We start from the raw sequence: 14,159 nt of genomic DNA on the forward strand, positions 1-14,159 counted from the left end.
TCCGGCATGGTCGCTCCTCAGCTCGCCGTCGCCCTGACCGCCCCCGCGCGCATCGAGGCCGACGTCCTCGTCGTCGCCGTCCGCTCCGCCGAGGAGGGCCCCGCGCTGGTGCTGCCGGAGGGCGCCGAGCTGCCCGACCTCGACCCCGCCGCGATCGGGGCGACCGGCGCCGCCGGCGACGTCGCTCGACTGCCGGGCACCGGCACGGCGGCCCGCTCCGTGCTGCTCGTCGGCGTCGGCCGCGCCGTCGACGCCGACTCGCTGCGCGCCGCCGCCGCGAACGCGGTCCGCCGCCTCGCCGGCTCCGAGCACGTCGCGCTCGCCCTGCCCGTGGAGGACGCCGAGGCGCTCGACGCGGTGCTCGAGGGCGCGGCGCTCGGCGCGTACGCCTACACCGCCTACCGCGACCGCACCCTCGCGGCGCAGAAGGCGCCCGTCGCCCGCATCACCGTGCTCGGCCACGACGAGGCGGAGTCCCGGGCCGCGCTGCACCGCGCCGCCGTGCTCGCGGACGCCGTCGCCCTGGTGAAGGACCTGGTCAACGCGCCGCCGAACGACCAGCCGCCCGCCGTGCTCGCGCACCGGGCCGTGGAGGCGGCGGAGGCCGCGGGCGCGACGGTGAAGGTCTGGGACGAGCAGGCGCTCGAGGCCGACGGCTTCGGCGGCATCCTCGGCGTCGGGCAGGGCTCCGTGCGCCCGCCGCGGCTGGTCCGGGTCGGCTGGGCGCCCGACGGCGCGACCGAGTCGGTCGCCCTCGTGGGCAAGGGCATCACCTTCGACTCCGGCGGGCTCTCGCTGAAGCCCGGCGCCTCCATGGTCGGCATGAAGTACGACATGACCGGCGCCGCGACCGTGCTCGCCGCCGTCACCGCCGCCGCCCGGCTCGAGCTGCCGATCGCGGTGACCGCATGGCTGTGCATCGCGGAGAACATGCCGTCCGGCAGCGCGATCCGCCCGAACGACGTGCTGCGCATCCGCGGCGGCCGCACCGTCGAGGTGCTGAACACCGACGCCGAGGGCCGCCTCGTGCTCGCCGACGGCATGGTCGCCGCCGGCGAGGAGCACCCCGACGTGCTCGTCGACGTCGCCACCCTGACCGGCGCGATCATCACCGCGCTCGGCACCCGCTACGTCGGCGCCATGGGCGACGGCGCCCTCGTCGCGCGCACGCAGGCCGCCGCGAAGCGCGCCGGCGAGCTCGTCTGGCACCTGCCGCTGCCGGAGGAGCTGCGCGCGATCCTCGCCTCCGACGTCGCCGACATCGCGAACGTGAAGATCGGCAACACGGCCGGCGGCGCGCTCGTCGCCGGGCAGTTCCTGCGCGAGTTCGTCCCCGAGCGGGAGGACGGTTCCCCCGTGCCGTGGGTGCACCTCGACATCGCCGGCGCGGCGGAGAACAAGGGCGGCGCGTACGGCGCGACGGGCTCGGGCCCGACCGGCGTCATGCTGCGCACGCTGGTGGCCCTGCTCGAGGACCTGGCCTCCACCGGGGTCGCTGCGAGCCTCTCCGCACCCGGCAAGGAGTAGGGTTCCAGCGGCGCTCCGGGGCGGGGCATCGCAGTCGGCGGACGACCGGCGGGGCGGTCGCTCTCGGTCGCGCCCAGCGACGAGAACGGGAGTACCGACGACGTGCCAGACCAGTCCTTCGACCTCGTGATCCTCGGCGGCGGCAGCGGCGGCTACGCCGCGGCCCTGCGTGCAGCGGAGCTCGGCATGTCGGTCGCGGTGATCGAGAAGGACAAGGTCGGCGGGACCTGTCTGCACCGCGGCTGCATCCCCACCAAGGCCCTCCTCCACGCGGCCGAGGTCGCGGACGCCGCCCGGGACGCCGAGCACTACGGCATCCGCGCCTCCTTCGACTCGGTCGACATCGCGGGCGTCACCTCCTACCGCACCGGCATCGTGGCCAAGAAGTTCAAGGGCCTGCAGTCGCTGCTCAAGGCGCGCGGCGTGACGACGATCGACGGGTTCGGGCACCTCGCGTCCGCGACCCAGGTGCACGTCGGGGACTCCACGATCACCGGCAAGAAGATCGTGCTGGCGACCGGCTCCTACTCCCGCTCGCTGCCCGGCCTCGAGCTGGGCGGCCGCGTCATCGACTCGGAGAAGGCGCTCGACCTCGACTTCGTGCCGAAGAAGGTCGCCGTGCTCGGCGGCGGCGTCATCGGGGTCGAGTTCGCGAGCGCCTGGAAGTCCTTCGGCGCCGACGTCACGATCATCGAGGCGCTGCCCCACCTCATCCCGAACGAGGAGGAGGTGCTGTCGAAGGCGCTGGAGCGCGCGTACCGCAAGCGCGGCATCCAGTACTCGCTCGGCATCCGCTTCCAGTCGGTCACGCAGAACGAGTCCGGCGTCGTCATCACGCTCGAGGACGGCAAGACGATCGAGGCCGAGCTGCTGCTCGTCGCCGTCGGCCGCGGGCCGTCGACGGCCGGCATGGGCTTCGAGGAGGCCGGCGTCGCGATCGACCGCGGCTTCGTCACGGTGAACGACCGGCTCGAGACCTCGCTGCCCGGCGTCTACGCCGTCGGCGACATCGTCTTCGGCCTGCAGCTCGCGCACCGCAGCTTCCAGCAGGGGATCTTCGTGGCCGAGGAGATCGCGGGCCTGAACCCGGCGATCGTCTCCGACGTGAACGTCCCGCGCATCACGTACAGCGACCCCGAAGTCGCGTCCGTCGGCCTGACCGAGGCGAAGGCCGTCGAGCAGTACGGCCGTGACGCCGTGATCGCCTACGACTACAGCCTCGCGGGCAACGCGCGCAGCGAGATCATCGGCACGTCCGGTTCGATCAAGGTCGTGCGCGTCAAGGACGGCCCCGTCATCGGCGTCCACGGCATCGGCTCCCGCGTCGGCGAGCTGATCGGCGAGGCGCAGCTGGTCGTGAACTGGGAGGCCTACCCGGAGGACATCGCTCCGTACCTCCACGGTCACCCCACGCAGTACGAGGCGCTCGGCGAGGCCTTCCTCGCCCTCGCCGGCAAGCCCCTGCACGCCCTCTGATCCCGCACCCCGTCCGACGGCACCGCCGCCGCCCGAAAGGAACCATCCGATGAGTGAGTCCGTCACCCTTCCGGCGCTCGGCGAGAGCGTCACCGAGGGCACGGTGACCCGCTGGCTGAAGCAGGTCGGCGACTCGGTCGAGGTCGACGAGCCCCTGCTCGAGGTCTCCACCGACAAGGTCGACACCGAGATCCCCTCCCCCGTCGCCGGGGTGATCGAGGAGATCCTCGTCCAGGAGGACGAGACGGTGGAGGTCGGCGCCGAGCTGGTCCGCATCGGCGACGGTTCGGGGTCCGCCTCGTCCGAGTCCGCGCCCCAGCCCGAGGAGGCCGAGTCGGCCCCGGTGGAGCAGGAGCCGGAGCCCGCGCAGCCCGCACCGGCGCAGTCCGCGCCCGCTCCGCAGCCGGCCCCGCACCAGCTGCCGGAGGAGGACGCCTCCGCCGGCGCCTCCTACACGACGCCGCAGCCCGAGGACGAGGTCGCGCCGTCGGCCGGCGGCTCGCAGCCGCCGCTGGCGCAGGAGGCGACCAGCTCGGTCGACGCCGAGCCGGGCCAGGACGCCTCCCGGGACGCCTCCTCCCCGAGCACGCCGCCGACGCCGGCCGCGCCCGCACCGGCGCCCGCCGCCGCAGCGCCCGCTCCGGCTCCGGCCGCACCCGCACCCGCGCCGGCGCAGCCCGCCGCCCCGGCCGACCAGGCCGGCGGGGCGCACGCCGCTGCGCCGTACGTCACGCCCATCGTCCGCAAGCTCGCGCACGACCGCGGCGTCGACCTGTCGTCCGTGCAGGGCTCGGGCGTCGGAGGCCGCATCCGCAAGGAGGACGTGCTCGCCGCGGCCGAGGCGAAGGCCCCTGCCGCCGCCGAGTCCGCGCCGGCCGCCGCTGCCGCTCCGGCCGAGCCCGTCGAGCCGTCGCCGCTGCGCGGCACGACGGTGAAGATGTCGCGCCTCCGCAAGGTCGTCGCGGAGCGCGCCGTCGTCTCGATGCAGTCGACCGCCCAGCTCACGACGGTCGTCGAGGTCGACGTGACGGCGGTCGCCAAGCTGCGCGCCGCGGTCAAGGACGAGTTCCTCGCCAAGAGCGGGCAGAAGCTGTCGTTCCTGCCGTTCTTCGCCCTCGCCGCGGTCGAGGCGCTGCAGCAGTACCCGATCATCAACGCGACCGTGGACGGCGACTCGATCGTCTACCCGGACACGGAGAACGTGTCGATCGCCGTCGACACCGAGCGCGGGCTGCTCACGCCGGTCATCCGGAACGCGGGCGGCCGCTCGATCGCCGACCTCGCGGGCCAGATCGCGGACCTCGCGAGCCGGACGCGCGACAACAAGCTGAAGCCGGACGAGCTCGCGGGCGGCACCTTCACGCTGACCAACACCGGGTCGCGCGGCGCCCTGTTCGACACCCCGCTCGTCTTCCTGCCGCAGGTCGCGATCCTCGGCACGGGCGCGGTCGTCAAGAAGCCCGCCATCGTCACCACCGCCGACGGCAGCGAGTCGATCGCGATCCGCTCGACGGTGTACCTGGCGCTCAGCTACGACCACCGGATCGTGGACGGCGCCGACGCGGCACGCTTCCTGACCGCGGTCAAGCAGCGTCTCGAGGGCGGCGACTTCCGGGGATCGCTCGGCATCTGAGGACATCCTCCTCACCCCTTCGGAGGCTCCGCGACGACGTCGCGGAGCCTCCAGCCGTTCTGCTCCCGGACGGCGAGCACGGTCGCACCGCCCGCGGTCGCCAGCGCCGTGGCGCCGTCGCCGCTCGGGAGGCGCAGACGGGTCCGGTCGATCCGGACGGCGGGAGAACCGGCCCGCACCGCATCGAGGTCCGCCTCGAGCACCGGCGAACCGGCCGCATCCACCCGACGCAGGCAGGCCTCGCTGCCCGCAGCGAGGCACCGATCGCGCTCCGCGAGCAGCGCCGGGATCGCCTCCCGCCCGGACGCCGTCCGCGGCAGGGGCCGCACCGACGGCGGTGCCGCTGACGGCGCGGCGGAGCGGACGGGTCGGGGCAGCGATGCGGCGGGCGCCTCCTCCCCCGCCGGCAGCAGCACCGCGGCCGCGACCAGCAGCACCGCGACCCCGCCGAGGGCGGCCCAGACCCGGGTGCGCACCGTCCGCAGCCCGCCGATCGCGCCGAGCGCGCGGGCGCCGACGCCCGTGACAGGCGGCGCGACCGCCTGCTCGGGGAGCGCCGCGGCCGGCACCAGCCGTGAGGGCGGCCCGAGCGGCGCGCCGGGCACGGGGATCACCGGGCGGAGCCGTACCGGCTCCGCCGGCGCCAGCGCGAAGAGGGCCACGGCGAGGGCGACGAGGTCGACGCCCTCGGGCACCGCGAGCCCGACGGGGCCGAGCAGCACCGCCCCGAGCGCGCGGAAGGCGGAGACGTCCTCGGCGGCCCGCTCCTCGAACGCCGCGGGGCCGACGCGCCGCAGCAGGGTCGGCTCGACGGGCGCGGTCCACGACGGGCTGCCGTCCGCGTCGAGCTGCACGGCGTCCGCGGCGATGGAGCCGTGGGCCACGCCCGCGGCGTGCAGCCGCTGCAGCGCCTGCGCGAGCGGCACCAGCACGGTGATCGCCTCCCCCGCGGTCGGTCCGCCCGCGAGCAGCTGCGGCAGGCGGACCGCCGGGGTCGGCAGCACAACCAGCAGGTCGCCGTTCGCGGCGGTGCCGACGTCGACGACCGGCACGAGGTGCGGACCGGCCCCGATCAGCAGGGCCTCGAGGCACTCGGTGCGATCGGGTCGCAGGCGGCGCACGACCTCGCCGTCCACCTCGGTTCCGCTCATGGCGGAGCAGCGTGCCCCCTCGGGGCGGCCCGGCGGCCCGTCCGGCCTGTGGAGGAGCGGATACGCTGCTCACATGGCCCGTTCCGCTCGCCCGGCCAAGGAGCCGGGCCGCGTCAAGCAGCTCGTCGACGTCTTCCACATGACGAGGAAGGTCGACTCCGCCGTCGTCTGGTGGATGCTGCTGGCGTTCCTCGTGCCGCTCGCGATCGGCATCGTGCTCGCCGTGCTCGCGGGCACCGTGCTCGGCGCGATCCTCTGGGTCGTGCTCGGCGTGGTCGCCGGCTTCCTCGCGGCGCTCATCGTGATGAACCGTCGCGCCGAGCGCGCGGCCTACGCCCGCATGGAGGGTCAGCAGGGCGCGGTCGGCGCGGTGCTGCGCGCCACGCTGCGCCGCGGCTGGCGCGGCAGCGAGATCCCCGTCGCGGTCAACCCGCGCACGCGCGACGCCGTGTACCGCGCCGTCGGACGACCGGGCGTCGTGCTGATCGCCGAGGGACCGAAGGGCCGCACGCAGCGGCTCGTCGACGAGGAGCGCCGCAAGGTCACGCGCGTCGCGCCGAACGTGCCCGTGTCCGTGCTCCGCGTCGGTCCGGACGAGGGCGAGATCCGGCTCGGTCAGATCAACCGGAGCCTGGCCCGCTTGAAGGCCAAGCTGACCCGTGCCGAGGTGCTCGCCGTGAGCAACCGACTCGAGTCGCTCGCCGGCGGCGTGCCCGTGCCGAAGGGCATCGACCCCACCAAGGCGCGTCCCGTCCGTCGGTGACCGCCCGCGGTCCTGCGATGCCGCGCCCGGAGGCGGCCGCGCTGCTCGGCGTGCCCGCGACGGCGACGCCCGCGGAGGTCCAGCGCGCCTACCTCCGCGCGGCGAGGACCACCCACCCGGATCTCCTGCCGGACTCGGACGAGGCCGGGCGGCGGTCGGCCGCCGAGGCGTTCGATCGCCTGACGCGGGCCCGGGACGTCCTGCTCGAGCCGGCGCCTCCTGCACCGCCGACCGCCTCCGCCTGGGCGCCGGGCGCCGACGGCGTGCAGTACCGGCGGGTCGAGGGCCGCGGCATCGGCGACTCCCTGGTCGTGCTGGTGCTGCTCGCCTTCCTGCTCATCGGGCTGGTGAGCCTGCAGCAGGGGCTCGGCTTCGGCGTCGAGGCACCGCCCGCGGGGCCCGCCGCGACCACCGCGCCCTAGGTGTCGTAACACCGCCGAAATCTGATCGAAACGCGGCGGCGCCTAGCCTGGTCTCGGACTGCGGCACCGCAGCTCCTCCCCGGACCACGCGCAGGAGATCGACAGCCGCATGCCCACCCCCAAGTTCACGGACTCGTCCGAGGTCATCAAGTTCATCAAGGACACGGACGTCAAGTTCCTCGACATCCGGTTCACCGACCTGCCGGGCGTGCAGCAGCACTTCAACATCCCGGCATCGACCGTCGACGAGGAGTTCTTCTCCGTCGGCCAGCTCTTCGACGGCTCCTCGATCCGCGGCTTCGCGAACATCCACGAGTCGGACATGCAGCTCATCCCGGACATCTCGACGGCGTACGTCGACCCGTTCCGCGTCGAGCGCACCCTGATCCTGGTCTTCGACATCTACAACCCGCGCAACGGCGAGATCTACGCGAAGGACCCCCGCCAGATCGCCCACAAGGCGGAGAACTACCTCGCCTCCACGGGCCTCGCGGACACCGCGTTCTTCGCCCCCGAGGCCGAGTTCTACATCTTCGACGACGTCCGCTACGAGGTGTCGCAGGGCTCGAGCTTCTACAAGGTCGACTCCTCCGAGGCGGCGTGGAACTCCGGCCGCGAGGAGATCGGCGGCAACCTGGCCAACAAGACGCCCTACAAGGGCGGCTACTTCCCGGTGAGCCCCGTCGACCAGCACGCGGACCTCCGCGACGACATCTCGCTGAAGCTCATCGAGGCCGGCCTGATCCTCGAGCGCGCGCACCACGAGGTCGGCACCGCCGGTCAGGGCGAGATCAACTACCGCTTCGACACGCTCGTGCACGCGGCCGACGACATCCTGAAGTTCAAGTACATCGTCAAGAACACCGCTCGGCAGTGGGGCAAGACCGCCACGTTCATGCCGAAGCCGCTGTTCGGCGACAACGGCTCGGGCATGCACACCCACCAGTCGCTCTGGAACGGCGGCCAGCCGCTGTTCTACGACGAGGCCGGCTACGGCGGGCTCTCCGACATCGCGCGCTGGTACATCGGCGGCATCCTGAAGCACGCCCCGTCGCTGCTCGCCTTCACGAACCCGACGACGAACAGCTACCACCGCCTGGTGCCGGGCTACGAGGCGCCGGTGAACCTGGTCTACTCGGCCGGCAACCGCTCCGCCGCGATCCGCATCCCGATCACGGGCACCAACCCGAAGGCGAAGCGCATCGAGTTCCGCGCGCCCGACGCCTCCGGCAACCCGTACCTCGCGTTCGCCGCGCAGCTGATGGCCGGCATCGACGGCATCCAGAACCGCATCGAGCCGCACGAGCCGGTCGACAAGGACCTGTACGAGCTGCCCCCGGAGGAGGCGAAGCTCATCCCGCAGGTGCCGGGCTCGCTCGACCTGGTGCTCGACGCGCTCGAGGCCGACCACGACTACCTGACCGCGGGCAACGTGTTCACGCCCGAGGTCATCGAGACGTGGATCGACTACAAGCGCGAGAAGGAGATCAAGCCGCTCGCGGCTCGTCCCCACCCCTTCGAGTACGAGCTCTACTACGGCGTCTGACCCGTACCGCACGCGAGGCCGTCGCCCTTCTGGGCGACGGCCTCCGTCGTTCCCGGGCGCAGCACTTGAGCAGGCCGGTCGTACTTCAGCAGGCCGCAGGGCGGTCTTCTGGCCTGCTGGAGCGCCTGGAACCTGCTGAGGTGCTCCGGATCGGTCAGCGGACCGGGGCGTGGTGGCGGAGGACGTCACGGACGCTGTCGACGAGGAAGTCCCACTCGTAGACGACCGTGGCGTAGGAGAAGCGGAGCACGATCCGGCCGTCGCGCATGATCGTGGCTTCGCGGCGCCGGTCGGCGGTGAAGGCCTGTCGCTGCGCGTGGGTCTCCCTGCCGTCCAGCTCCAGCACGAGCCAGTCGTCGATGAGGACGTCGACCCGGTACGCGCCGCGCACCACGACCTGGATCCGGACCTCGACCCCGGCGGCCCACAGCCCGAACCGCACGATCGACTCGATGCCCGACCCCGATTCGGCATCGAGCCTGCTCGCCAGGTAGTGGGTGCGCAGCGGTCCCTGCAGCACGAGCGCGCCGATGCGGTTCCGCTGCACCACCCGCTTGTGCAGCAACGAGTCGAGCGTCGCGACGACGAAGCGAGGCGGCTGGCAGACGAGGACGTCGGCGATGGCCTGGTCGACCGGTGTCACCGCGAAGGCTGAAACGGAGGCCGCCGCCTTCGGGTGCCAGTGGGCCACGACGTCGTCGGGCGCCCCCCGGTGTGCGAGCCGCCTGCCGGACGCGTGCGACGGGAACCCGACGTGGAGCCCGGCATCCGGCGGGAGCCATCCTCCGAGCAGGGCGAGCGCCGACACGCAGCTGATCCGGCCGCCGAGTCGCATCGCCCTGACGGCGCCGCGGTCGGCTCCCGGCCTGCAGTACCAGCCGCGGATCACGCGCTCGAGGGCGCCGGCGCCGACCTCCGCGCGGACGCGCTCGAGCGTGTAGCCCTCGGCACGCAGCTCGGCCGTGGTGAAGAACGAGAAGGCTCCCATGGCGAGGCACATTCGCCGACTCCTGCCCCGCGTACGGTGCACGCACGTCCTCAGAGCACGGATCGGTGCAGATGAGGGTCGGGGAGGAGCGCATCGCCGCCCCTGCCTCCGCCACCTCCTCCCGTTCGCCTCCAGCCTTCCGAGCGCTCGAGCAGGCTGGAAGTCCTTCAGCAGGCCCAGATCCGGCCGCTGAGCCTGCTCAGGAGGATCCGGCCTGCCGAGGTGCTCGGACCGGATCGGGAAGGCCGGGCGGTCAGGCGAAGAGGCGCTCGAAGATCGTGCGGGCGCGGCGGGTGGTGCGCAGCAGGTCGTCCTCGAGCTGCGCGGCGGAGCCCGGCGGGTACTCGAGGATCCGGGCGATGCCCTCGAGCGCTGCGCGGTCCGTCGGCAGCAGGTCGGAGGTGCGGTTCGTCCAGAGCGTGATCGCGCTGCGGAGGCGGGAGGTGAGCACCCACGCGGCCCGCAGCTGCGCGGCGTCGTCGCGGTCGATCAGGCCCGCGGCGACCGCGGCGTCGAGCGCGCCGAGCGTGCTCCGGGTCCGCAGCGCCGGGACGCGGTCGGCATGCTGCAGCTGCAGCAGCTGCACGATCCACTCCACGTCGGACAGGCCGCCGGGCCCGAGCTTCAGGTGGCGCTCCTTGTCGGCGCCGCGGGGCAGCCGCTCGGTCTCCATCCGCGCCTTGATGCGGCGGATCTCCCGCACCGCGCCCTCGTCGAGCGACTCGGGGTAGCGGAGGCGGTCGGCGAGCGCCTCGAAGTCGACGACGAGCGTGCGGTCGCCCGCGACGCCGTGGGCGCGCAGGAGCGCCTGGGACTCCCACGTCAGCGACCAGCGGGCGTAGTAGGCCTCGTAGGACCGCAGGGAGCGCACCACGGGCCCGTTGCGCCCCTCCGGCCGCAGGTCGAGGTCGAGGTCGAGCGGCAGCCGCGGGTCGGTCGTGAGCCGCTTCACCTCGGCGACGAGCACGTTCGCCTGCTTCTGCGCGACGTCGTCGGGCATGCCGGCGATCGCGCGGTACACCGCGACGACGTCGGCATCGGAGCCGAAGCCGAGCTCCGCTCCCCCGTACCGGCCCATGGCGACGATCGCGAACTCCGGCCACGGGCCCTCGTCGCGCCGCACGCTGCGGACGCTTCCGGCGAGCAGCGCCGTGGTGACGTCGGCGAGCGCCGGCCCCAGCTCCTGCACCGTGATCGTGCCGAGGAGCGCCCCGAGCGCGAGCCGCAGCACCTCGCGGCGGCGGGCGGTGCGGAGCGCGGACGCGGCGGCGTCGCGCGTGCCGTGCCGCAGCACGGTGGCGGACGTCTCGGCGCGCAGCGTCGCACGAGGCCGCGGGCGCAGGTCCGCGTCGCGCTCGAGCCAGGCCGCCGCCTCCGGGTTCGTCTCGAGCAGCCCGACGACGAACCGCGACTCGGACAGCACGGTCGCGAGCCGGCGGGCGGCGGTCGGCGAGTCCCGCAGCATGCGGAGGTACCACGCGGTGTCGCCGAGGCGCTCGGACAGGCGCCGGAACGCCAGCAGCCCCATGTCGGGCGCGGGCCCCTCCGCGAACCACTGCAGCAGGACCGGCAGCAGCGTCCGCTGGATCGCGGCGCGGCGGGAGACGCCCGCGGTGAGCGCGGCGATGTGCTGCAGCGCGCCCTTGGGGTCGAGGAACCCGATGCCCGCGAGGCGGTCGACCGCCGCCTCGGTCGTGAGCATCAGCTCGTCCTCCGGCAGGTTGCTCACCGCCGTCAGCAGGGGCCGGTAGAACAGCCGCTGGTGCAGGCCCCGCACCCGCGAGCGCACCCGGCCGATCCGCTCCGACAGCTCGGCGCCGTCGGCGGCGAGGCCGCTCGCGCGCGCGATGACCCGCAGCTCCGCCTCGTCGGTCGGCAGGAGGTGCGTGCGCTGCAGGCGGCGCAGCTGCAGGCGGTGCTCGACGAGCCGCAGCATCCGGTAGTCCTCGCCGAACTCCGCGGCCTCCACGCGGCCGACGTAGCCGCGCTCCGTCAGGGACCGGAGGGCCGGGAGGGTCGCCCTGGCGTGCACGCGGTCGTCCGTGCGGCCGTGCACGAGCTGCAGCAGCTGCACGGTGAACTCCACGTCGCGCAGCCCGCCCGGCCCGAGCTTCAGCTGCCGGTCGGTCTGCCCCGCCGGGATGTGCTGCTCCACCCGCTGGCGCATGCGCTGCACGTCCTGCACGAACTCCTCGCGCGCCGACGCCTGCCACACGCGCGGCTGCAGCGCCTCCACGTACTGCAGGCCGAGGGCGCGGTCCCCGGCGAGCGGCCACGCCTTCAGCAGCGCCTGGAACTCCCACCCGGCGGCCCAGCGCTCGTAGTAGCCGAGGTGGGAGGAGAGCGTGCGGACCAGCGCGCCGTTGCGGCCCTCGGGCCGGAGGTTCGCGTCGACCTGCCAGAGCGACGGCTCGACGTCCGTGTCGTCGATGACGCGCATCAGCACGACCGCGAGGCGCGTCGCGATCGGCACGGGGTCGATGCTCGCGTCGGGGTCGGCGCGCTCCGCGACGAAGATCACGTCGACGTCGCTGACGTAGTTCAGCTCGCGCGCGCCCGCCTTGCCCATGCCGATCACCGCGAGGCGGATCGCGCGCACGCGCTCGGCTCCGCCAGTCGCGCCGACCTCCGCCCGGGCGACGGCGAGCGCGGCGTCCAGCGCCGCCGCGGCGAGATCGGACAGCGCCGCGGCGACCCGCTCGAACACCGCGGCGCCCGACGGCTGCTCGAGGTCCCAGGCGGCCAGTCGCGTCAGCTCGCGGCGGTACGCGACCCGCAGCGCGCGGCGCCCTTCGGCGCCCGCGACCGCGGCGACGCCGTCGACGGCGCCCACGGCGCCCAGCAGCGCGGCGCGCAGCGACTCCGGCGACTGCGGGCCCCCGAGGGGCACGAGCAGCGCCGCGAGCGCGTCCGGACGGCGAAGGAGGAAGTCCGCGAGCCCCGTGGAGGCGCCGAGCACGAGCGCGACCCGACGGGCGGCGCCCGGGTCGGCGAACAGCGCCCCGACCTCCTCCGGTGCCTTCTCCGCGAGGCGGCACAGCATGTGCAGGGCCTCGTCGGGCGCACCGACGGTGCGCCCGAACGCGTCGAGCACGGCCGGACCCGCGATGCCGAGGCGGCCCGCCAGCTCGTCCGCGTCCGCGCGCGCTGCCGTCAGGTCGACGAACCCGGCGCGGGCGAGGTCGGTGAGGCGGGTCTCCGCCCTGCCGCCCCTAGAGGAGCTCGAGGTTGCTGGCGAGCTCATACGGGGTCACCTGCGCCCGGTACGCCTCCCACTCGCGCCGCTTGTTCGCGAGGACATGGCGGAAGACCCGCTCCCCCAGCGTCTCGGCGACGAGCTCCGACTCCTCCATGAGGCGGATCGCGCTGTCGAGGTTCGCGGGCAGCGGGTCGTAGCCCAGCGCGCGCCGCTCGCCGTCGGACAGCGACCACACGTCGTCCTCCGCCTCGGCGGGCAGCTCGTAGCCCTCCTCGATGCCCTTCAGCCCCGCCGCGAGCATCAGGGCGTAGGCGAGGTAGGGGTTCGCGGCGGAGTCGATCGCGCGGTACTCGACGCGGGACGACTGGCCCTTGGTCGGCTTGTACAGCGGCACGCGGACGAGCGCGGACCGGTTGTTGTGCCCCCAGCAGACGTAGCTCGGCGCCTCGTCGCCGCCCCACAGCCGCTTGTAGGAGTTGACGAACTGGTTCGTGACCGCGGTGATCTCCGGCGCGTGCCGCAGCAGGCCGGCGATGAAGCGGCGGCCGATCGTCGACAGGTGGTACTCGCCGCTCGCGGAGAAGAACGCGTTCGAGTCGCCCTCGAACAGCGACATGTGCGTGTGCATCCCGCTGCCCGGCTGCCCGGAGAGCGGCTTCGGCATGAAGGTCGCGTAGACGCCCTGCTCGATCGCCACCTCCTTGATCACCGTGCGGAACGTCATGATGTTGTCGGCCGTGGTGAGCGCGTCCGCGTAGCGGAGGTCGATCTCGTTCTGGCCGGGGCCCGCCTCGTGGTGGCTGAACTCGACCGAGATGCCGAGGTCCTCGAGCATCCGCACGCTGCGCCGGCGGAAGTCGTGCGCGGTGCCGCCGGGCACGTTGTCGAAGTAGCCGGCGGAGTCGACCGGCACCGGGCCGCCCGAGTCGAAGGAGCTCGACTTCAGCAGGTAGAACTCGATCTCGGGGTGCGTGTAGAAGGTGAAGCCCGCATCGTTCGCCTTCGCGAGCGCGCGCTTCAGCACGTTGCGCGGATCGGCGGCGGCCGGCTGCCCGTCGGGCGTGAGGATGTCGCAGAACATGCGGGCGGTCGGGTCGATCTCCCCGCGCCAGGGCAGGATCTGGAAGGTGCCGGGGTCCGGCATCGCCAGCACGTCGGCCTCGTACGAGCGCGTGTAGCCCTCGATCGCGGAGCCGTCGAAGCCGATGCCCTCGGCGAACGCGCCCTCCACCTCGGCCGGGGCGATCGCCACCGACTTCAAGGTGCCGACGACGTCGGTGAACCAGAGGCGGACGAACTTGATGCCGCGCTCCTCGATCGTGCGGAGCACGAAATCGCGCTGCTTGTCGACCACGGCGGTCAGTCCCCTCCTCGAAACGGCGCTCGGCCGTTCCCGACGGAGCCGTTCCTAAACTACCGACCGCGTCCGACGCGCGCAGTGCGTGCGCGCGCCC

General features: G+C 73.7%; 10 protein-coding genes. 6 read left to right on the forward strand and 4 right to left on the reverse strand.

Going from position 1 to position 14,159, the window contains the following annotated elements; all coding sequences use genetic code 11:
- Positions 1–6: 6 nt before the first annotated feature.
- The 3 genes from ABEA53_RS07310 to sucB all read left to right on the forward strand — a co-directional run bounded on the left by ABEA53_RS07310 (position 7) and on the right by sucB (position 4,636).
- On the forward strand, positions 7–1,527 hold the full coding sequence (locus tag ABEA53_RS07310; RefSeq protein WP_345480389.1) for a leucyl aminopeptidase: 1,521 nt from the start codon (positions 7–9) through the stop codon (positions 1,525–1,527).
- A gap of 102 nt (positions 1,528–1,629) precedes the next feature.
- Positions 1,630–3,003 (forward strand): dihydrolipoyl dehydrogenase, encoded by a 1,374-nt coding sequence (lpdA, locus tag ABEA53_RS07315; protein WP_345480390.1) that lies wholly within the window; start codon positions 1,630–1,632, stop codon positions 3,001–3,003.
- 49 nt (positions 3,004–3,052) lie between these two features.
- Positions 3,053–4,636 carry a 2-oxoglutarate dehydrogenase, E2 component, dihydrolipoamide succinyltransferase gene (sucB, locus tag ABEA53_RS07320; protein ID WP_345480391.1) on the forward strand — a complete coding sequence of 528 codons (1,584 nt, stop codon included), beginning with the start codon at positions 3,053–3,055 and terminating at the stop codon, positions 4,634–4,636.
- Positions 4,637–4,647: 11 nt separating this feature from the next.
- Here sucB and ABEA53_RS07325 read toward each other — a convergent pair whose 3' ends face one another.
- Positions 4,648–5,787, reverse strand: a complete 1,140-nt coding sequence (locus ABEA53_RS07325) for a hypothetical protein (protein WP_345480392.1) — start codon at positions 5,785–5,787, stop codon at positions 4,648–4,650.
- A 73-nt stretch (positions 5,788–5,860) separates the two neighbouring features.
- Here ABEA53_RS07325 and ABEA53_RS07330 point away from each other — a divergent pair, with 73 nt between their 5' ends.
- The 3 genes from ABEA53_RS07330 to glnA (ABEA53_RS07340) all read left to right on the forward strand — a co-directional run bounded on the left by ABEA53_RS07330 (position 5,861) and on the right by glnA (ABEA53_RS07340) (position 8,518).
- Positions 5,861–6,550 (forward strand): DUF4191 domain-containing protein, encoded by a 690-nt coding sequence (locus ABEA53_RS07330; RefSeq protein WP_345480393.1) that lies wholly within the window; start codon positions 5,861–5,863, stop codon positions 6,548–6,550.
- The gene (locus ABEA53_RS07335; RefSeq protein WP_345480394.1) at positions 6,547–6,972 is read left to right on the forward strand and encodes a J domain-containing protein; all 426 of its coding nucleotides are present in this window, start codon (positions 6,547–6,549) and stop codon (positions 6,970–6,972) included. Before ABEA53_RS07330 ends, ABEA53_RS07335 begins: the two co-directional genes overlap by 4 nt.
- A gap of 109 nt (positions 6,973–7,081) precedes the next feature.
- Entirely contained in the window at positions 7,082–8,518 is a 1,437-nt protein-coding gene (gene glnA, locus ABEA53_RS07340) for a type I glutamate--ammonia ligase (RefSeq protein ID WP_345480395.1), read from the forward strand.
- A gap of 154 nt (positions 8,519–8,672) precedes the next feature.
- Here glnA (ABEA53_RS07340) and ABEA53_RS07345 read toward each other — a convergent pair whose 3' ends face one another.
- The 3 genes from ABEA53_RS07345 to glnA (ABEA53_RS07355) all read right to left on the reverse strand — a co-directional run bounded on the left by ABEA53_RS07345 (position 8,673) and on the right by glnA (ABEA53_RS07355) (position 14,059).
- Positions 8,673–9,506 (reverse strand): endonuclease domain-containing protein, encoded by an 834-nt coding sequence (locus tag ABEA53_RS07345; protein WP_345480397.1) that lies wholly within the window; start codon positions 9,504–9,506, stop codon positions 8,673–8,675.
- 253 nt (positions 9,507–9,759) lie between these two features.
- Positions 9,760–12,750 carry a bifunctional [glutamine synthetase] adenylyltransferase/[glutamine synthetase]-adenylyl-L-tyrosine phosphorylase gene (locus ABEA53_RS07350; RefSeq protein WP_345480398.1) on the reverse strand — a complete coding sequence of 997 codons (2,991 nt, stop codon included), beginning with the start codon at positions 12,748–12,750 and terminating at the stop codon, positions 9,760–9,762.
- On the reverse strand, positions 12,719–14,059 hold the full coding sequence (gene glnA / locus ABEA53_RS07355; RefSeq protein WP_345480399.1) for a type I glutamate--ammonia ligase: 1,341 nt from the start codon (positions 14,057–14,059) through the stop codon (positions 12,719–12,721). The genes ABEA53_RS07350 and glnA (ABEA53_RS07355) overlap by 32 nt, the downstream gene beginning before the upstream one ends.
- Positions 14,060–14,159: the final 100 nt, after the last annotated feature.

The sequence above is a fragment of the Amnibacterium soli genome, from assembly GCF_039544415.1.
GTDB lineage: Bacteria > Actinomycetota > Actinomycetes > Actinomycetales > Microbacteriaceae > Amnibacterium > Amnibacterium soli.